We start from the raw sequence: 17,600 nt of genomic DNA, 5'->3' as shown, positions 1-17,600 counted from the left end.
CGTGCGTAGCGGCATGGGCAGCGCGACATGCGGCGGCACACGTATTACCGCGACGTTCTTCAACACCTACAGCCCAGCGAGCGGCTGCGCCATGTGTGCGCCGCGCGTCATTTTTTGCTCGTAAACGCTTGGTCGATCGCACGTGCCAAGGGGCGCTGAACGGTCGCCGGAGTGGTTTTCAAGGCATCGGCCGCATTATTTCGATGCCCGGGCGGGCGCAATACAGGAACTCAGGAAACATGAAAGAACTGGTCAAGCCGCTTAAGACGTACAAAGGTTATGAAATTCATCCGCTGATTTACCCCCGTGGCGCCCGCGACGGCGGTGCGGCTGTCCGTGCAGCGGATACCGGCTACGAAGCGTCGGTGCGCATCCGCCGTGCGCCGCCGGCAGGCGAGGAAGCCACGGGCGAAAGCCGCGTGTTCCGCATTGAGCAGACCGGATCGTTTGAAAACGGCGGCCAGGCTCGCCGGGCGTGCTTGTTGCATGCGGAAAAACTGATCGACGGCCAGATCGACGGCCAGACTGTTGCAGATCTGTGACTAGACGCGATAGTTAGGCGTTAAAAGGCATCGCGGGGTCGGGCCGGTCTCGCATACAATCGCAACGAATAGATGATTTAAGGAGCTTTATATGGCGAAAGAAGAGTTACTCGAGCTGGACGGCATTGTTGACGAAGTGCTTCCCGACAGCCGCTACCGCGTGACGCTGGACAACGGCGTGGTCGTGGGCGCGTACGCATCGGGCCGCATGCGCAAGAACCACATCCGGATTCTCGCGGGCGACCGTGTGACGCTGGAATTGTCGGTGTATGACCTGACGAAAGGCCGGATCAACTTCCGGCACAAGGACGAACGCGCAACGGGCGGCGGTCAGCGTCCGCAAATGCGTCGCCGCTAAGCAGAACGCTGTCGTGACGCGCTGTTAAAGCGAGTCCCGCACGGCACTGCTCGCCGGAGTCGAGAGCAACGCTTCGTCGGCGCCACCGCTTGATGCTGCCAGTCAGCATCGCATGGCGCCGATGTCGCTCTCTCACGCGTATTCAACTTACGCGCATTCAACCCTCCCGCATCATCATGTTCCCTTCCGGGCCGCCAACAATCCGTTGAGGCCTGCGGCAAAGCCGTCTTCATCGTTCGTGGCCGACACAAACGTCGCGTGCGATTGAACGTCTGCTGACGCCTGCCCCATCACAATGGAAACACCCGCCACATCGAACATGGCGACGTCGTTGCCCATGTCTCCCAGTACCGCCACGTTTTCCAATGCAACGCCCGCCAGCCGCGCCAGTTCGCGCACGCCCTCGCCTTTGTTCGCGAGCGGATGCGTGATGTCGAGATAATAGGCTTGTGAACGCATCGCCTCGGCGCGGCCCTTGAGCGTGTCCTGGAACTCGGCCTCCTTACGCTGAAGCAGCGCCGCGTCTTTCGTCGACGCCACGATCTTTTCGATCGAGTCCAGGTCGATATCCTCGAAACGCTTGACCACCACCGCGTCGTATCCCACCGTCCGGCGCTCCAGCGGCACGTATTCGCCGCCGGGATTCGTGATGTACCACTGGTCGTTGATGAACACCCACGCGTCCACGCCGTCGCGTTCCAGGCTTTCCAGGGCCGTTTGCGCGGCGTCGCGCGATAAATAGTGGGCGTTCAGCGTCTTCCAGCCGGCGGGATCGACGAGTTTGCCGCCGTTGAAAGCGGCAAACGGCGAGTGGACCCCGAGCGTTTCGACGATCGAATGCATGCCCTTGCCCGGCCGGCTGCTCGCCACCGTGAAGCGCACACCCGCGGCGGTGAGATTGCGCACGGCTTCCTTCGCGGGCTCACCAAGCGATTTGTCCGTGTAGAGCAAGGTGCCATCGCAATCCGAAATCACCAACTCGACCTTCGCCAGCGCCGCCAGCGCCTGCTCCGGGTCGCGATGACCGGGACTGAGCTTCAGACCGGTAGCGCCGATGGAGGTCATTCAAACTCTCCAGCAGGTAATTGCCGCGTCTCGCGCACTGAACGCGGGTGCCAGAGCCGCGCTCCGCCTTCAATCCCTGCCTCGTTCGAGACCACTTTCACGTTATCCGGCAAGTCGAAATTGAGATTGGCCGCGTTGCCGCCGCCAATCCACAGGCGGTCGTAGTTCACCAGCGAACTCAGGATGCCGATGATCTTCTCCACCCGGCGATTCCAGCGCTTGTTGCCCGCCTTGTCGCGCGCCGCATTGCCGAGATATTCGTCGTACGTCTTGTTTTTGCTCACCGGATGATGGGCCAGTTCGAGATGCGGCATGAGTTCGCCATCGCGGAAAAGCGCAGTGCCCGCGCCCGTGCCGAGCGTCAGGACGAACTCGATGCCTTTCCCTTCGATAGCCGCAAGCCCCTGCATTTCGGCGTCGTTGATAATGCGCACCGGCAGGTTCCCCAGATGCACGGCCAGCAACTGCGCGAGCGGCACGTTGCGCCAGAATTCGTTGCCGAGGTTTGGCGCGGTCAGCACGTGGTTGTCCCGCACCACGCCCGGAAAACCAATCGAGATATGGGTGGCCGGCAGCGGCGTCAACAGCGGCCCGACCAGTTCCACCAGCTTCTGCACCAACACGTCCGGCGGACACGGATGAGGCGTGGCCACCTTTACGCGCTCGGTTTCCATCTTCCCGTGCGCGTCGATAATCGCGGCCTTCAGGCCCGTGCCGCCCACATCGATGGCGAGAATTCGCTCTTTCGCTGTCGAGCGTTTGGTTGTCTTCCCTGCGGTTGTCTTCTTCACTGCTGCCTTGCGTGCTGCTGTCCCCATACTGTTCTCCTCAGTTCTTGTCGTCGTGATCGGTTTTTTGCGTGTGTTCGTCAGCCAGCGGGCGCCAGGCGCGGCCGTCGGCCTTCAACAGATCGTCGGCTTCCTTCGGTCCCGCGCTGCCCGCAGTGTAGCCATGTACCGGCAACCGGCCGCCTTCGGGATGCAGCACGCCGTCGACCGCCGCCCAGCTTGTTTCGATGCTATCGGCGCGCTGGAACAGCGTCTCGTCGCCGAGCATACAGTCGTACAGGAGCGTTTCGTAACCGACGTTCGGCTTCTCATCGAAGAAATCGCCGTATTTGAACGATGACTTGACGGCCCCGACCTGCATCACCGGACCGGGAACCTTCACGTTGAAATCGAAGGTCGTGCCGTGTTCCGGGTCAATCCGCAAGGTCAGCACGTTCGGCACAAGCGTGTCCACGGGCGTGTCGCGGAACAGCAGGAACGGCACGGCTTTCAGTTGCACCGATATTTCCGTGCGCCGCGCCGTCATCCGCTTGCCAGTGCGCAGATAAAACGGTACCCCGGCCCAGCGCCAGTTTTCGACGAACACCCGCGCCGCCGCATACGTTTCGGTCTGGCTATCCGGCGCGACATCGGCTTCTTCCCGATACCCCGCCATGGTCCCGGATTTTTCGTACTGCCCGAGCACCACGTCATTGGGTTTCAGCGGCTGGATCGCGTCGAAGATTTCGGCTTTCTTGTCGCGCACGGCTTCCGCGTCGAATGAATTCGGCGGTTCCATGGCGACCATGCCGAGCAACTGGAACAGATGGTTCGGCACCATGTCGCGGAAGGCGCCCGTCTGCTCGTAAAACCCGCCGCGCGCTTCGACGCCAATGGTTTCCGCCGCCGTGATCTGCACGTGATCGATATATTCGCGCCGGAAAATGGGCTCGAAAAAGGCGTTCGCGAAGCGTACCGCGAGGATGCTCTGCACCGTGTCCTTGCCGAGAAAGTGATCGATACGATAAATCTGGTTCTCGCCGGCGAACTTGAGAATGCTCTCATTGAGATCCTTCGCCGATGCGTAGTCGTGCCCAAAAGGCTTTTCGATCACCACGCGCCGGAAACCCTGGTCGCTTTCCTTCAGTAAACCCACCTTGCCAAGCCGCTCCACGATCGGCTTGAAGAAGCGCGAACTGACAGCGAGATAAAAAATGACATTTCCATTGTCACCCAGCGTCTGCTTGAGCTTGTTAAATACGTCGTCGGTTTCGAACTCGCCCGCCACGTATTGCAGGCGATCCGCGACCCAGTTCCAGGCCTTATCGTCGAGTTTGGCGGTATGAAAAGCGCCCGCTTTGTCGGCGGCGAATGTTTTCAGCGACTCGGTCAATTGGTCGCGCCAGGCGCTCGTCTCGAGCTCGCCGTGGTTCACGCCAATGATCTTCATCTTGTCGTCAAGCAGGCCATCGGACGACAGGTTGTACAGCGCCGGCATCAACAGCCGTTTGGTCAGGTCCCCGGCCGCGCCGAAGATGACGAGTGTGCACGGCGGTGCGGGATGCTTGCCAGGGGCCTGCGGGGACGAAGTTGCGGTAGCGAGTGGGATCGACATAGGGTTCTTTAAAAGAAGAGTTGAGCGCACTGCTTATTAAAGACCATGTTGGGCACGTCACAGTTCAAAATCCTGCCCAAACGGTCTGCTTCTGCGTTTTCGACTGATGCGTGGCGTATGCAATATGTAATCGGCGCGTGGGCTGTGCCGTAGAATGTCGGCACCTCGCGGCGGCTCGCCCGGCCTCGTTACCATTATCCGTGCAGGAGTTCCACATGAATCAGACACTCTCCCCGGCGCAGCTCGCCGCTTATTTCGACCGCATCGGCTATAGCGAGCCCAGTCGCGAACCCCAGCAGGCTACATCAGAGACGCTGCACGCGCTGCATAGGCTGCATCCGCAAGCGATCCCGTTCGAAAATCTCGACACGCTGCTCGGGCGCACGCCGCGCCTCGATCTCGCGTCCGTGTTCGCGAAGCTCGTGAGCGCGCGGCGCGGCGGGTATTGCTATGAACACAACCTGCTGTTTCGCGCCGTGCTCGACACGCTCGGCTTCGAGACCACGGGACTCGCCGCGCGTGTCCTGTGGAACGACCCGGCTGGCATGTCGCCGCGCACTCACATGATGCTGCTGGTCGAAACGCCCGATGACACCTGGCTCGCGGACGTCGGTTTCGGCAGCATGACGCTCAGCGCTCCGCTGCTGTTCGACACAGGCCGCGAACAGGCGACGCCGCACGAGCCGTTTCGTCTCGACCTGATCGAGCGCGGCGATTTCCTCCTGCAAGTGAAGCTCGGCGATACGTGGAGGCCGATCTACCGTTTCGACCTCGAGCCGCAATTTCCCGCCGACTACGACATGGCGAACCACTATGTATCGACGTATCCCGGGTCGATCTTCCTGGACCACCTGATCGTGGCGCGGGTTATACCCGGAGAGCGGCAGACCTTGTTCGATACAACCCTGACCCAGCGCGGCAATACCGAATCCACACGCGAACTCACAAGCGCCGCGGAGCTGCGCGGCGTGCTGCAAGACACGTTCGGGCTCGCGCTGCCCAGCAACGATTCCGACACCCACCGTGAAACCCCGGCCGGCGGACTCGATGCCGTGCTCGAGCGCATCGCCCGGTTGTCCTCGTCCGTCACGTCCACTACGTCCTGATCGTCACGATGCGTAAAACCGTCAAGCGCGCCCATGAATCTTATCGGACGCCCGTGAAAAACGCAGTGCTCGAAAGCCGGCTGCCACGATGGCGCTCCACGCTGGTCGTGATGCTGATATTCGCCGCGTTCGCTTCGCTAGCCACACGCGCGCTGTGGGTGCAGGTCGTGAACCAGGACTTTTATATCGGCGAGGGGCAAAAGCGCTATCAACGCACGCTGGAACTCAGCGCAACGCGCGGACGCATTGTCGACCGCAACGGCGCGATGCTGGCCGTGAGTCTCGCGACCTATGCGATCTGGGCCACGCCATCGCGCTTTGATCGCGAGACCCTGCCTGTCATCTCTCGCCTGATCGATATGCCCGAGAAGGAACTGGCGCGCCGTATCGATGCCTCGCGCTCGTTCGTCCTGTTGAAACGGCAAGTCGATGCCGACACAGCCACGCGTATCGCTGAAACCGGCCTTGCAGGCATAACGCTCGTGGCCGACACGAAACGCTTCTATCCCGAAGGGGAATCGGCGGCTCACGTGGTCGGTTTCACCGATAACGAAGACAAGGGCCAGGAAGGCATTGAACTCGCGGCAAACGACAGGCTGACCGGCGAGCACGGCCAGCGTGAAGTGATCCGCGACCGGCTGGGGCGCGTGGTGTCGGAGATCGGCGAAGCGGCGTTGCCGGAGAATGGCGAGACCATTCATCTGACTATCGACCGCCGTATCCAGCAACTCGCGCACACGCAACTGGCGGCCGCCATCACGAAGCATCGCGCGCGGGCGGGCAGCGTGGTCGTGCTGGACGCGAAGAACGGCGAGATCCTCGCGCTCGCGAACTATCCGACCTTCGACCCCAACGACCGCGCGCGCCTGACCGGCGAACAGTTGCGCAATCGCGCGCTGACCGACACTTTCGAGCCGGGCTCGACGATCAAGCCGCTGGTGGCGGCGCTGGCTATCGATCTTGGCCACGTGCGGCCGGACACGCGTATCGATACATCGCCGGGGACGTTCAAGCTCGGGCCGAACGTGATCCACGATACGTCGAATCACGGCGTCATCACGGTCTCCGAAGCCGTGCAGATGTCGAGCAATATCGCGTTGACGAAACTCTCGCTCAACCTTCGCCCGCAGACGGTATGGGACAAGTATCGCGAATACGGCATTGGCCAGGCGCCGGACCTGACTTTTCCGGGCGCGGCCACCGGCCGCCTGCGGGCATACGAACGCTGGCGCCCGATCGAGCAGGCGACCATGGCCTATGGTTATGGCCTGTCGTTGTCGCTGTTGCAGATTGCACAGGTTTATACGGCTTACGCGGGCAATGGCGAGTTCCGGCAGTCCACCTTGATTCGCGGCCAGGCAACGCGGGCGCCCGTGCAGGTCACGAAACCCGCGACTGCAGCGGCTGTGCGCGACATGCTTGAACTCGCGATGGGACCCCGTGGCACGGGACGTGCGGCAGCGGTGGAGGGGTATCGCGTAGGTGGGAAGACCGGCACGGCGCGCAAACAGATCGGGCGTACCTATGCGGCGAACAAGTACCGCGCGTCGTTCGTCGGCATGGCGCCGATGAGCGACCCGCAAGTGATTGTTGCCGTGATGATTGATGAGCCGTCAGCCGGGTCTTACTACGGCGGGACTGTGGCCGGGCCGGTGTTTTCGGGGGTGGTCGGGGGCACCATGCAGCTTCTCGGTGTGCCGCCGGATGCCTGAACGTCCGCGACGGTCCGCTACGTCCGGTGAGCGGTGGCAGGCTTTCGTCTCGCTCATCAGAGACCAGCAGGGACCCGAGCGGACGGAAAACGTAAGACCGCTATGCTGTAATGTTGGATTGCTGTAGTCGAACACTTCGTCGAACACTTCGTCGAAAGAGCGGTCGCAAACCTTGAAAGGACACCATGAAAAAGATTGCCTGCGCTCTCGCGCTTCCGCTGTTCTTGTTGCAAGCCTGTACCACCCAGTTCCACAACGCCGATGCCGGTCAGCCCGAAGTCGAAACAGCGCCGAACGCGTCTGTGGCGAGCATTGTCCAGTGCCTGACGGACGAAGCGAAGAAACACAACGCCACGTTCAAGCAAACACCCATTCCCCAAGGCACGATGCTCGAATTCGGCGATTCCAACGTGATCAAGGTCCGCTTCGATAACGGCGAAACGTCGTACCGGTTTTATCCGGGCGAGCGGCATATGTCGAACCTGTGGCTCGAAGGCGCGAGCAAGAAATGCGCGCCTTAACCCTAAGCTTAAGCTTGGCTTCGATCTCAACTTTGACCTTGAAGCAGTTTGGCGAGGTGTTTCATGACGCCGGTTTCATGACATCTTCGCGCTTGCTTTTTTACCGGGCTGATCGTGCGCTCGACTAAAGCCATCAACGCCGTGGAGCGTCTCAAGACACGCTCCGGCAACCCGCACTATGCCGCCGTCAGCCTGAGCGGCGGCCTGTTCTATCTCGTCGACCGGGCGGCAAGTGGTGAGCAAAAACTTTCCGCACCGCAGACCATGGATGATTTCGTGGCCTTTGTGAACTCGCTCAAGCCAGAGAAACCGCGACGCGTCAGCAAGCTCGACCTGGCCATGGACGAGCAGATAAAACGCAGCGGCAAGGCCCGGACTTCAGACGACGAGTAACGCAATTTCGAGCACGTCACTCAATGTCTCTGGACGTGGTCAATACTCCGGCGCTGTCGAAACCGATACCGATACGAGGCCCGCTTCGAAGCCATTTCAAAGCTGCTTCAAAGCTACCTCGAACTCGCTTCGTAACGGTCCCTCGATCGCCCTCCCGCCCTCCACGGCATCCCACTGCCACTTCCAAGCATTGTTCCGCCGGGAATTAGCGTCGTTCGGCGCGCTCACTTCGTGCCCTGGCACACGGAAAACGTTTGCATGGCCCGAATAATCGCGCGCTCGGTGCCTTCAATGTGCGATTTCAGACGGTGCGTGCGCCGAGCCCTTGCGACTATGCATCAACGGTCGAATCAAACCGGGGACCGCCCAGCGCAACCATCAACGCGCAGGCGAAGGGGTATAGCTGGACGCAGCAATGAACGCACCAGTCATCGATAAAATCGACAACGCGCTCACAAGCTGGCCGGCAAGAATGGGGGCGCAGGATGAAAGCCAAAAGATCGCCGACGTCAGAAGGCCCACGAACGTCGACACAGGCCGATGCGGAACTTCAGCACATCGAACGGGCAATAGGCCAGTTGCGCGCGATGAGTCAGAAATCGGCCGGGACGCTTAACGTCGAGTACTGGCACGAACGCTTGACCGCTGTCTGCACCGGCTACGTGCTGGTGCCGGCGCAAAGGCGTCGGGTAGATGCATTACGCAAAGTGCTGGATTCGTTCTCGCAACCACAAGGCGACCCCGGCTCCGGGCGCAAAAGAACAACCAACAGGCTTTGGGCGAAAGCGGCGTAACTACGGCGCTTTCGCCATCGCGCATCGTGCGCGTAATCGACGGCGGCCTTCAGGCCGCCAGATGTCGTGTTTCAAGCATGGCTACCGATCAAACGTTCGCAGGGCTTCAGGCGGTTAGCCGCGATTGCGGGGGAGCGCCCAGGTCATCGTTCGGGCCAGTGAACCAGCACTGTCATTCAAATTCCGGCGCGATCGCGGCGTGTTTGATGACTGCCATCAATAATTCCCCGCCGATCATTCGCCAATGAACATGGGCGTCAGGGATACAAGCGAATACAAGCAGATCCCGCACGCTTGTTGCTCCGATCATGATCGCCTGCGACCTATCGCGCTTCTCCCGACCTGACGATAAAAATCCCTACTATAAGCTTTCAAATTATCCCGAAGCCTGAGACGCTCCCGGGCCTCAACGCGCGACGCTGTGCGTTCCAGCGTTTTCGCAGGCTTTCGTAGCGCTTCGTAGCCGCATGGAGATGGCCCGATCCGCTGACTCTCATCGCGTGCAACCGATCACGCCACGATTCTTCACACGGGAACAAGCTTAGCGGGAATGCTTGGTTTGGCAGGCGGCGAAGCGTCGCTAAGATCGTGGCTCGTTCCGTCACTGAATTGCCATGAGCCTGTACATAGACGATGCTCAACGCCATCAAATACAGCAACTGCGCACGTCCTGGCGCTGGCGCAGCGAATGGCCCACCTGGCTCCTGATCGTTGCCGTCTATGGCGGCTGGTTCGCGACAGCGCTTAACGCGCGGTCGATCGGCTTACCGCTGGCGGTAAGCATTCTCGCCGTATTGTCGTGCCTGTATTTGTCATTGCAGCATGAACTCCTGCACGGCCATCCGACGCGCTTCCGCTTGTTCAACGCGCTGCTCGGCGTCGCCCCGCTCGCCGTCTGGTTCCCTTACGCGGTGTATCGCGAGTCGCATCTGCGCCACCATAACGACGTTCATCTCACCGATCCCGATCTCGATCCGGAAAGCTATTTCGTTTCTGCCGAACGCTGGCGCGGTGCCGGCGTGGCTGTGCGGTTCCTGCTGGTTATCCGCAACACGTTCTTGGGGCGCATTGTGCTCGGCCCCTGGTTTTCCATCGTGGAAACGGTTCTGTCAGCGTGCACCCAGATTGCGCGGGGCAATGTCCGTATCGCAGGGGCGTGGGCCTTGCATCTCGTCCTGCTCGGACTGCTCGCGACCTGGCTTGCTCGCCGCTGCGGCATCAGTCCCGCCCTTTTTATATTCGGGGTTGGGTATCCAGCGCTCGCATTGAGTGCGATCCGTTCGTTCCAGGAACATCGCGCAGCCGATCACGTCGCGGAACGCACGGTCATCAACGAAGCATCGTGGGCCTGGCGCCTTCTGTTCCTCAACAACAATTTTCACGCCGTTCATCACGAACTGCCGAGCGTGCCGTGGTTTGCGGTGGCGAGCGTTTATCATGGGTATCGCGATGCGTATCTGGCGCGCAATGGCGGTTTTATCGTGCGTGGTTACCAGGAATGGCTTGTGCGGCACGGCGTTCAACCGATTGCGCCCGCGTTGCATCCGCTTCATGCACGCGCCGCCGATCAGATTGCACAGGCTCAGGCCGGGTCCGCCGGCTCAGCAACGCTTGGCGGCGACGCGGCGCAGCCTGTCTGACGTATCTTTCCGGCCGGGTGCTGGTATGGGTATCGGTATCGGTACGGGCATGGGTATTGACCGGCGCAATGGGAAAGAATCTGGATGAACTGGGTAGCCGCATTACCGATGTACAACGTCACGCCAGCACTCGCCGGCGATTGGCGCGTTTTGCTCGATCATGTTCACGGGCGCTTGCGGCCATGGCTCGACGCTCGCGGTGACACGCTCGCCATAGTCGATCCCGCGACATCCCTGCAGGAATTCTGGCTGCGTGACGATCTGCTGTTGTCGCAGACGTGCGGCTATCCGCTGGTGCGGGCGCTCACCGGACGCGTGCAACTAGTCACTACGCCCGTTTTCACGGTCGATGGCTGCGAGGCCGGCGATTATCACAGCGTTCTGGTCACCCGGGCCGCGGCCAACGTCACGTCGCTCGCGCAATGCCGCGGTCTGCGCGCGGCGTACAACACCCCCGATTCGAACAGCGGCATGAACCTGCTGCGCAGTGCCGTCGCACCGCTTGCCGGCGAGCAACCATTCTTCGCGTCGGTGATCGAAACGGGTGGGCACCTGGCGTCGCTGCAAGCTCTGCAGGACGACCGGGCCGATGTTGCCGCCATCGACTGCGTGAGCTTCGCGTTCGTACTCGATCACCTTCCGTATCTTGCCGATGGTTTGATCGAGATCGGCACGACACGAAGCGCGCCGGGCTTGCCGCTGATTGCATCGAAACGGGTGCCGCCGGAGGGTATCGACGCACTGGCGGACGCACTCGCCGATGCCATCGCGCACGATCGTCCGCTGGCAAAACGCCTCAAGCTCGACGGTTTTGCGAGGCGTCCGCTCGACGACTATGCCAGCATTCTTGACATCGAAACAGACGCCATCAAACAGGGCTATCCCCGCCTCGCCTAAGCGTGGTCGCGGCAGACTTTCCTGACTTTCGGCACAATCGGCTTTTACCCGCGTGTAAGGAGCGTCCTGGATTTTCATCCGGGATTGGCGTTTGACGGGAGCCGGATCGCCGGCGCCCGCGCGCCGCCAGTGCACGAAGCCATGGAAGCCGCAATGATCCCGTTTTCAGTTCTCGATTTATCCCCCATCCCCGCCGGATCGACCGCCGCCGACGCGTTCCGCCACTCGCGCGAACTGGCCCAGCATGTCGAAAAACTCGGTTACCTGCGATTCTGGCTGGCCGAGCATCACAACATGACCGGGATTGCCAGCGCCGCGACGTCCGTGGTGATCGGGCACGTTGCCGCGGGAACGAGCACGATCCGCGTCGGCTCGGGCGGCGTCATGCTGCCGAACCACGCGCCGCTTGTGATCGCCGAGCAGTTCGGCACGCTGGAGTCGCTGTTTCCCGGACGCATCGATCTCGGCCTCGGCCGCGCGCCCGGCACCGACCAGACGACGGCCCGCGCATTGCGCCGCGATCTCCAGGGCAGCGCGGACAATTTCCCCGATGACGTCGTGGAATTGCAGCGTTATTTCGCCGATCCGGTAGAAGGCCAGCGCGTGCGGGCGGTCCCCGGCGCCGGGCTGAACGTGCCGATCTGGCTGCTCGGCTCGTCCACCTTCAGCGCCCAGCTCGCCGCCGCGCTCGGCCTGCCGTTCGCCTTCGCTTCGCATTTCGCGCCTGACTACCTGCTGACCGCTTTGCAGGTTTACCGGACGCAATTCCGCCCTTCGAAGCAACTCGACCGGCCTTACGCGATGGTCGGCGTGAATGTTTTTGCCGCCGACACCACGGAAGAAGCGGAGTTTCTCTTCACATCGTTGCAACAGCAATTCATCAACCTGCGACGCGGCACGCCGGGCCAGTTGCCGCCGCCTGTCAGGCAGATTCCGTGGAACGAGGCCGAACGCGCCGGCGTGGACCATTCGCTCGCATGCTCGGTGATCGGCGACCAGGGTCAGGTGGAGGCAGGACTTGCCTCGCTGATCGAACAAACCCAGCCCGACGAGTTGATGGTCACCGCGCAAATTTACGATCACGCGGCCCGCCTGCGCTCGTTCGAGATCACGGCGCAGGCTCGCGCGGCGGTGGCGGGGTAACGCCGGCTGAATCGCTTTCCGGGTATCAAGCGGATGTCAAGGGAATGTCAACAGTTAAGCGGCGCGGCGAACACGCATTCGGACGCTGGACGGGTATCGTTTTGACAAGCAATAATGAGGACGGCGGCTTTGAGATCCGCCGTCCTGCGCCCGCTTTTAGTGCCTTCCTGTGAACGGCAATGGCGGGTAAGCCGTTCGAAGGGTCTCAACAAGAAGGATGTTGGATATTGCAAGGGAGAAAATGAATGATCAGAAGTCCCGCCACAGGATCCATGACCTTGCTGACGGAGCGCGATGAAGCCACCGGTCAGGAAGTGCGGACGTTGCGCCTCGAACCTGCACCCGACGGCAAGGCCGTCCTGCTGATAGATATTGATGAAAGGAAGGCCGGCATCCATCGTGAGGTGCGCTATGAAATCACGCCGGCCGAACTCATTGCGGCAATTCGTGCACACGGCGCGGAGTTGCCAGGCGAGCAACATAATCGCTAAAATGATTTAGGCATACAATAGCGGCATTCGGCGCTATCATTTCTTCGTGGCGCCCGCGGTTGTCTGGACGAATTGTTGAATTAGCGGCTGCATGCATGGTGCTTTTGAAACATGAGCAGCCGCCAGCCGTGCACCGATCTGGTCGCGTGAGCTACAGCCGCTGATTCGGCGGCTTACGCATCTCGCACCGATCTCAAACACAGTAACCAGTTTGTCGAGCCGCTCGCTTGGCAGAAGTCCGATTATCGGGCGCTGCGGGTTAAAGCGGCAATTTGCGGTATTACACTAATTGACGCGCGTCACTCGGCGCGCCACGATTTTAGTCAACCCACACATTCCTCGAGCCGCCCCGGTCCGCGCGGGCAGATGGCTCGCCTTCAAGAAAGTAAAAGCTGAATCAGGACAGCCGTGGACGAAAGAAAGCGAGACAGCATCATTGCCTATTTGCGCAGCCGAATGGCTGAGTTTGGCATTACCGAAACAGCGCTGGCCGAAGCATTGGCCGACGTGCCGGTTTCCGTCACCCCTCCTCCAATGACCAACGGTTCGAGCGCGGCGTCCAGACGCGCGCTGCCGTCAATGCCTTCGTTGCCGGAGAGCATCAACGGCACCGCGCCAGTATTTAGAAACGCTAGCGGCGACACATGGGACGGGACGGGCGACATGCCAGAATGGTTAAAACGCGCCGTGCATGCCGGGCAGGATATCGAGTTTTACCGGGTTTAAAGCCGCTCGCCAGGACCCGGTGGGAATCATTGATGCAAATAAATAGCAGCGCCCCGCATGCCTTGCGGCAGCGGGCGACGCGTGCCTGCGCGGCACTTGAGCAGCACTATCCGAAGATTAGGTAATGGTCCGCCCCCGTCCGCCCGGTTATTTTCGGAAAGGGCAGTTCCGTCTGATTGTTCGCCATTTGTTTGTCTGTGGTTTGCTTTTAAGCCTGACGTATCGAGTATCGTCGCGATCCGTCAGGCGCGCCCTGACAATCCGGCGAGGTTCGCTACGGCCGCCCAAGGGGATGGATCGTGCCGGTGAGCGGTCTCGACGTGCGCCGCTTGTTCGGGAAAGCCGTCGATCGACGCGTAGGCGGGGTTATCGACATGCGCGTAATATCGGCCATTGCAAGGCGACGTCAATTGGCTCAATCGGCTCAGTCGTCGGCTCAAATCGAGGTGACCAGATGTCTGCTGGACCGTCCTCTCCGTCAGCGCACGACACCACCGGCCGCGATGGCGCTATCGTCTATGTGGTCGACGACGACGCAGCAATCCGCCGCGCCCTCGCGACGCTCATGCGATCAGTCGACCTGCTCGTTGAGACATTTTCGTCGCCGGAAGAATTTCTTCAGCGTCCCCGCTCCCAAGTCCCGAGCTGCCTGATTCTCGACGTGCGGCTGCGCGGCAAGAGCGGGCTTACGTTCCATCAGGAAATCGTCAATAGCGGCATGCGTATTCCCGTTGTGTTCATGACGGGCCATGGCGATATTGAAATGAGCGTCAAGGCGATGAAAGCTGGGGCGATGGATTTTTTTGCCAAGCCTTTTCGTGACCAGGACATGCTGGACACCGTGAGTCAGGCACTCGCCCGGGACAAGGCCCGTCTCGCGGCAGATGCGGCCGTGGCTGAATTACGCGCGTTGCATGACTCGCTCTCGCCGCGCGAGAAGGAAGTGCTGGTCTTTGTGTTGTCAGGTTTGCTGAACAAACAGATCGCCGCGGAGATGAACCTGAGCGAAATTACGGTGAAGGTCCACCGTGGACAAGTGATGCGCAAGCTCAACGCACGCTCGATGCCGGACCTTGTCCGCAAGGCTGAATTGCTTGGTATCCAGCCTTTCGATCCCAGCGCTGCACACTGAGAAGTCGGACTCCCCAGCACCCACCCAAGCCCCAAAGCGATTGCGAACGAATCACCCTAGCGCTTGCACCATCCCCTTCTCCACATCGCCTACATAAATACCGAACGCATCCTCCGTTCTCTCCTTCACATAGCGGCGCAGCATCGACTCGACCGCGGGGTCGCGGATCCTGTCCCAGGGAATCGCCCCCAGCGGGACATACCGTACATCCGCGCCTGCAGGTGCATCATCGACAATGCGCCCCCGATAATAGATATGGGTAACGCCCTTCTCCTCAAACACCGCAAACAGAAAATCCAGATTGGCATTCAGCCGATACCGCTCCAGCACGCCGCGCAAACTAGCCGCATCCGCAAGCGGTTCCAGGCGCGTCCCAATGGGTAATTGCAACGCCCCGGATGCCGTCTCGATCAACACAAGACCCGCAGGATGCTCGAGGATCGCCCCAACCTGAGCTCGCTGACCGGTCGCGGCCAACGCCTCCTGCGACAAGCTGAAATCCACATAAGCGCCACGGCAATACCCTAGCGGTGTCGCGCTCGTATGCGTGAAATCCACCACGCGCCCGATCAGGATGATGTGGTCCCCCGCATCCACCACCTGATGCGTCTCGCAGTCGAAACTCGCCGCCGCGCCATCCATCACCGGGCTGCCCGTGCGGCGTGCATGCCAGCCGACCTGCGCGAACTTGTCCGCACTCTTCGACGCAAACACGCCCGATACCGGCCGTTGATCTTCAGCAAGTACGCTGACCGCAAAACGTTGCGTCTGCGAAAACACCGGATGGCTGGAGGCCGTCTTCGCGATACAAACCAGGATCAACGCCGGATCAAGCGACACGGACGTAAACGAATTCGCGGTAAAACCACGCGGCGAACCATCGGGTTGAATGGTCGTCACCACAGTCACACCCGTCACGAATGCGCCCAATGCACGGCGAAACTCGCTAGTATTGAAGGAATGCTCTTTCATGCTTTTGCTCCTTGAATTAGCGGCTGATACGTAGATCCGAGTTGGCTCAGACACTCAATCAAGCACTCAGGCGCCACTCGCTTCATGAATAAACTGCACCAACCGCTGGTTCACAATCGTCGGCGCGGTGACGTTCATCATGTGCCGTTCATTCGCAATGATTTCCGCTCGTCCGCGCGGCGCAGCAGCCGCCATTGAATGCGACATCGCGGGACTCGAATTCGGATCGCACTCGCCGGTCATGAACAACGCAGGCATGGCGAGTTGCGGCAAACGCCCGACATGCGCCTGGTCCGAACTCGCAAACAACCGGTAAGTCCGCGCATACCCCTCCGGATTCACCGTCGCCAGCAACGAACGCACAAGCTCGGCCACCTGGGCGAGATGACCCGGCACCGGATCGTCGAACCAGCGAGCAACGGTTGCATCAATACTCGGCTGTTCAAGCCCCCCGCCCTCCAGCGATGCCGCGCGCTGCATCACTGCCGCCCGCTGCGTCGGCGTACGGTCGTACACCGCGTTCAGCGCAACCACGCTTGCCACCCGCTGCGGATATTGCAACGCAAACTCAAGTGCGATCATCGAGCCCATCGAGTGACCGACTACATGCGCTGCATCAATCCGCAAATGATCCAGGAGCGCAGCAAGCTGTCCGGCGTATTCATCGAGCGCGGGGGACGCCGCCGGCAAGCGGCTCACGCCGTGGCCCAGCATGTCATACGACACGACCCGAAAACACGCCCGCAGCGCGCTCACCTGGGGCGCCCACACGCTGCGGTTCATGCCCACGCCATGGATCAGGACGAGCGCCGGCCCCTCGCCCGCCACGCTGTACGCGGTGCCGTCGAACACGCCGCTGATCGACGCACGGCCAGTCACCGTTTCATGCTTCATTGGACCCTAGCTCCTTCAGATCCTGATATCGGTCACCAATCCGATGATGCGGCCGCCCGCCAATCGACGCACCCAGCGCAATCACGATCTCATCGGGGCCGGGGGCATCGATGATCGAGAACTGGATGGTGAGGTAATGCGACCGCATCCCTTCATCACCCTTGTGCATGAGCGGAATGGTGACCGGACAGTTAGGACCACCACGCAAATTCGTGAAACTCAAATAACTCTTCGCACCCACCGCTTCGCGAAACTTGTTGCCAAAGCGCAGCGTGTGAATCAACGCCGACGCATGTTCGACTTCGCCCGACGTCCCCACAATCGCCGCTTTCCCGTAACCCTCCACCGCTTCGCCCGATCCGGCAATCCGCAGGATCTCGCCGGTCAGAAGCTCGCCCAGTTGCGGCGCGAGGCCTTGAATCTCGGGGCGCAGGTCATCGACGAAACCACGCCCCGCCCACGGATTGCGCAGCACGGCCGCTGCCGCGAACAGCTTCAACGGCCGCTCAGCCGCCTTACCGCCTTCGATGAAAGTGTCTTCCACATAGGTAACCAGCTTGCGAATCTCGAGTTTCATGGGGTTGTTCTCCGTAGGCAAAAACGCCGTGGCTTCGTGCGATGGCGCCGTCTACATATTATGGTATTCCATATTACTGTACGCAAGAATTTTTGACGATTGAGGGGTTTACGAGAGCACGCCAGGAAACCGGGCTTACAAGCATTTCGCCACCATCTGCAACGTTTCATGCAATCGCCCTGAGCCGACAGCGACAGTCGCTTCCCACGCGGTCACCCGTCGTTTTCGCATCGGACGTTTTCGGAACAGTCCTAC

General features: G+C 60.8%; 20 protein-coding genes. 13 read left to right on the top strand and 7 right to left on the bottom strand.

Annotated elements, in window-relative coordinates; genetic code table 11:
- The first annotated feature begins 248 nt into the window (after nucleotides 1-248).
- Both ACSQ8V_RS22610 and infA read left to right on the top strand, forming a co-directional pair.
- On the top strand, nucleotides 249-542 hold the full coding sequence (locus ACSQ8V_RS22610; protein ID WP_174254562.1) for a hypothetical protein: 294 nt from the start codon (nucleotides 249-251) through the stop codon (nucleotides 540-542).
- Nucleotides 543-633: 91 nt separating this feature from the next.
- Complete coding sequence (gene infA / locus ACSQ8V_RS22605) at nucleotides 634-900, top strand: translation initiation factor IF-1 (protein ID WP_031361766.1); 267 nt, start codon at nucleotides 634-636, stop codon at nucleotides 898-900.
- Nucleotides 901-1,074: 174 nt separating this feature from the next.
- On the opposite strand, the gene ACSQ8V_RS22600 is transcribed toward infA, so the two are convergent.
- The 3 genes from ACSQ8V_RS22600 to zwf are packed head-to-tail and all read right to left on the bottom strand — an operon-like array spanning nucleotide 1,075 to nucleotide 4,347.
- A complete protein-coding gene (locus tag ACSQ8V_RS22600; RefSeq protein ID WP_436207220.1) occupies nucleotides 1,075-1,965 on the bottom strand; it encodes an HAD family hydrolase in 891 nt (296 codons plus the stop codon).
- Entirely contained in the window at nucleotides 1,962-2,783 is an 822-nt protein-coding gene (locus ACSQ8V_RS22595; RefSeq protein WP_436183773.1) for an ROK family protein, read from the bottom strand. Before ACSQ8V_RS22595 ends, ACSQ8V_RS22600 begins: the two co-directional genes overlap by 4 nt.
- A gap of 10 nt (nucleotides 2,784-2,793) precedes the next feature.
- Nucleotides 2,794-4,347, bottom strand: coding sequence for a glucose-6-phosphate dehydrogenase (zwf, locus tag ACSQ8V_RS22590; RefSeq protein WP_436207219.1), 1,554 nt, complete (start codon nucleotides 4,345-4,347; stop codon nucleotides 2,794-2,796).
- Nucleotides 4,348-4,562: 215 nt separating this feature from the next.
- Here zwf and ACSQ8V_RS22585 point away from each other — a divergent pair, with 215 nt between their 5' ends.
- The 10 genes from ACSQ8V_RS22585 (at nucleotide 4,563) to ACSQ8V_RS22540 (ending at nucleotide 13,770) form a co-directional block, all read left to right on the top strand.
- Nucleotides 4,563-5,453 carry an arylamine N-acetyltransferase family protein gene (locus ACSQ8V_RS22585; RefSeq protein ID WP_436207218.1) on the top strand — a complete coding sequence of 297 codons (891 nt, stop codon included), beginning with the start codon at nucleotides 4,563-4,565 and terminating at the stop codon, nucleotides 5,451-5,453.
- A gap of 8 nt (nucleotides 5,454-5,461) precedes the next feature.
- Nucleotides 5,462-7,165 carry a peptidoglycan D,D-transpeptidase FtsI family protein gene (locus ACSQ8V_RS22580; protein ID WP_436207217.1) on the top strand — a complete coding sequence of 568 codons (1,704 nt, stop codon included), beginning with the start codon at nucleotides 5,462-5,464 and terminating at the stop codon, nucleotides 7,163-7,165.
- Nucleotides 7,166-7,350: 185 nt separating this feature from the next.
- Nucleotides 7,351-7,686, top strand: a complete 336-nt coding sequence (locus ACSQ8V_RS22575; protein ID WP_213762153.1) for a hypothetical protein — start codon at nucleotides 7,351-7,353, stop codon at nucleotides 7,684-7,686.
- Nucleotides 7,687-7,800: 114 nt separating this feature from the next.
- Nucleotides 7,801-8,079 (top strand): hypothetical protein, encoded by a 279-nt coding sequence (locus ACSQ8V_RS22570; protein WP_436183769.1) that lies wholly within the window; start codon nucleotides 7,801-7,803, stop codon nucleotides 8,077-8,079.
- A gap of 485 nt (nucleotides 8,080-8,564) precedes the next feature.
- Nucleotides 8,565-8,873: a hypothetical protein gene (locus ACSQ8V_RS22565; protein ID WP_213762151.1), complete on the top strand. Its 309-nt coding sequence runs from the start codon at nucleotides 8,565-8,567 to the stop codon at nucleotides 8,871-8,873.
- 614 nt (nucleotides 8,874-9,487) lie between these two features.
- Nucleotides 9,488-10,513, top strand: coding sequence for a fatty acid desaturase (locus tag ACSQ8V_RS22560; RefSeq protein ID WP_436207216.1), 1,026 nt, complete (start codon nucleotides 9,488-9,490; stop codon nucleotides 10,511-10,513).
- Nucleotides 10,514-10,597: 84 nt separating this feature from the next.
- Entirely contained in the window at nucleotides 10,598-11,410 is an 813-nt protein-coding gene (locus ACSQ8V_RS22555) for a phosphate/phosphite/phosphonate ABC transporter substrate-binding protein (RefSeq protein WP_436207215.1), read from the top strand.
- A gap of 153 nt (nucleotides 11,411-11,563) precedes the next feature.
- Nucleotides 11,564-12,553 (top strand): LLM class flavin-dependent oxidoreductase, encoded by a 990-nt coding sequence (locus ACSQ8V_RS22550; RefSeq protein ID WP_436207214.1) that lies wholly within the window; start codon nucleotides 11,564-11,566, stop codon nucleotides 12,551-12,553.
- Nucleotides 12,554-12,825: 272 nt separating this feature from the next.
- Nucleotides 12,826-13,044: a hypothetical protein gene (locus tag ACSQ8V_RS22545; RefSeq protein WP_436183766.1), complete on the top strand. Its 219-nt coding sequence runs from the start codon at nucleotides 12,826-12,828 to the stop codon at nucleotides 13,042-13,044.
- Nucleotides 13,045-13,452: 408 nt separating this feature from the next.
- Nucleotides 13,453-13,770 carry an H-NS family nucleoid-associated regulatory protein gene (locus ACSQ8V_RS22540; protein ID WP_436207213.1) on the top strand — a complete coding sequence of 106 codons (318 nt, stop codon included), beginning with the start codon at nucleotides 13,453-13,455 and terminating at the stop codon, nucleotides 13,768-13,770.
- 242 nt (nucleotides 13,771-14,012) lie between these two features.
- Here the strand turns inward: ACSQ8V_RS22540 and ACSQ8V_RS22535 are convergent, their stop codons facing one another.
- Nucleotides 14,013-14,189, bottom strand: coding sequence for a hypothetical protein (locus ACSQ8V_RS22535; protein ID WP_436207212.1), 177 nt, complete (start codon nucleotides 14,187-14,189; stop codon nucleotides 14,013-14,015).
- Nucleotides 14,190-14,224: 35 nt separating this feature from the next.
- On the opposite strand from ACSQ8V_RS22535, the gene ACSQ8V_RS22530 reads away from it, so the two are divergent.
- Nucleotides 14,225-14,902, top strand: coding sequence for a response regulator transcription factor (locus tag ACSQ8V_RS22530; RefSeq protein ID WP_436183765.1), 678 nt, complete (start codon nucleotides 14,225-14,227; stop codon nucleotides 14,900-14,902).
- Nucleotides 14,903-14,953: 51 nt separating this feature from the next.
- On the opposite strand, the gene ACSQ8V_RS22525 is transcribed toward ACSQ8V_RS22530, so the two are convergent.
- The 3 genes from ACSQ8V_RS22525 to ACSQ8V_RS22515 all read right to left on the bottom strand — a co-directional run bounded on the left by ACSQ8V_RS22525 (nucleotide 14,954) and on the right by ACSQ8V_RS22515 (nucleotide 17,345).
- Nucleotides 14,954-15,874: a flavin reductase gene (locus ACSQ8V_RS22525; protein WP_436207211.1), complete on the bottom strand. Its 921-nt coding sequence runs from the start codon at nucleotides 15,872-15,874 to the stop codon at nucleotides 14,954-14,956.
- A gap of 66 nt (nucleotides 15,875-15,940) precedes the next feature.
- Nucleotides 15,941-16,768, bottom strand: a complete 828-nt coding sequence (locus ACSQ8V_RS22520) for an alpha/beta fold hydrolase (protein WP_436207210.1) — start codon at nucleotides 16,766-16,768, stop codon at nucleotides 15,941-15,943.
- Nucleotides 16,758-17,345 carry an amino acid synthesis family protein gene (locus tag ACSQ8V_RS22515; RefSeq protein WP_436207209.1) on the bottom strand — a complete coding sequence of 196 codons (588 nt, stop codon included), beginning with the start codon at nucleotides 17,343-17,345 and terminating at the stop codon, nucleotides 16,758-16,760. The genes ACSQ8V_RS22520 and ACSQ8V_RS22515 overlap by 11 nt, the downstream gene beginning before the upstream one ends.
- Nucleotides 17,346-17,600: the final 255 nt, after the last annotated feature.

Source organism: Caballeronia sp. LjRoot31 (genome assembly GCF_964253885.1).
Taxonomy (GTDB): Bacteria; Pseudomonadota; Gammaproteobacteria; order Burkholderiales; family Burkholderiaceae; genus Caballeronia.
The sequence above is the reverse complement of the archived record's forward strand: the minus strand, read 5'-3'. Positions and strand labels throughout refer to the sequence as shown.

What these genes read in the sequence shown, in the direction of transcription:
- ACSQ8V_RS22530 (WP_436183765.1), top strand. Translation starts at nt 14,225, where the DNA reads ATGTCTGCTGGACCGTCCTCTCCGTCAGCGCACGACACCACCGGCCGC.
- ACSQ8V_RS22520 (WP_436207210.1), bottom strand. Translation starts at nt 16,768, where the DNA reads ATGAAGCATGAAACGGTGACTGGCCGTGCGTCGATCAGCGGCGTGTTC.
- ACSQ8V_RS22595 (WP_436183773.1), bottom strand. Translation starts at nt 2,783, where the DNA reads ATGGGGACAGCAGCACGCAAGGCAGCAGTGAAGAAGACAACCGCAGGG.
- ACSQ8V_RS22580 (WP_436207217.1), top strand. Translation starts at nt 5,462, where the DNA reads ATGCGTAAAACCGTCAAGCGCGCCCATGAATCTTATCGGACGCCCGTG.
- ACSQ8V_RS22560 (WP_436207216.1), top strand. Translation starts at nt 9,488, where the DNA reads ATGAGCCTGTACATAGACGATGCTCAACGCCATCAAATACAGCAACTG.
- ACSQ8V_RS22600 (WP_436207220.1), bottom strand. Translation starts at nt 1,965, where the DNA reads ATGACCTCCATCGGCGCTACCGGTCTGAAGCTCAGTCCCGGTCATCGC.
- ACSQ8V_RS22525 (WP_436207211.1), bottom strand. Translation starts at nt 15,874, where the DNA reads ATGAAAGAGCATTCCTTCAATACTAGCGAGTTTCGCCGTGCATTGGGC.
- ACSQ8V_RS22515 (WP_436207209.1), bottom strand. Translation starts at nt 17,345, where the DNA reads ATGAAACTCGAGATTCGCAAGCTGGTTACCTATGTGGAAGACACTTTC.
- zwf (WP_436207219.1), bottom strand. Translation starts at nt 4,347, where the DNA reads ATGTCGATCCCACTCGCTACCGCAACTTCGTCCCCGCAGGCCCCTGGC.
- ACSQ8V_RS22555 (WP_436207215.1), top strand. Translation starts at nt 10,598, where the DNA reads ATGAACTGGGTAGCCGCATTACCGATGTACAACGTCACGCCAGCACTC.
- infA (WP_031361766.1), top strand. Translation starts at nt 634, where the DNA reads ATGGCGAAAGAAGAGTTACTCGAGCTGGACGGCATTGTTGACGAAGTG.
- ACSQ8V_RS22565 (WP_213762151.1), top strand. Translation starts at nt 8,565, where the DNA reads ATGAAAGCCAAAAGATCGCCGACGTCAGAAGGCCCACGAACGTCGACA.
- ACSQ8V_RS22585 (WP_436207218.1), top strand. Translation starts at nt 4,563, where the DNA reads ATGAATCAGACACTCTCCCCGGCGCAGCTCGCCGCTTATTTCGACCGC.
- ACSQ8V_RS22550 (WP_436207214.1), top strand. Translation starts at nt 11,564, where the DNA reads ATGATCCCGTTTTCAGTTCTCGATTTATCCCCCATCCCCGCCGGATCG.
- ACSQ8V_RS22575 (WP_213762153.1), top strand. Translation starts at nt 7,351, where the DNA reads ATGAAAAAGATTGCCTGCGCTCTCGCGCTTCCGCTGTTCTTGTTGCAA.
- ACSQ8V_RS22545 (WP_436183766.1), top strand. Translation starts at nt 12,826, where the DNA reads ATGACCTTGCTGACGGAGCGCGATGAAGCCACCGGTCAGGAAGTGCGG.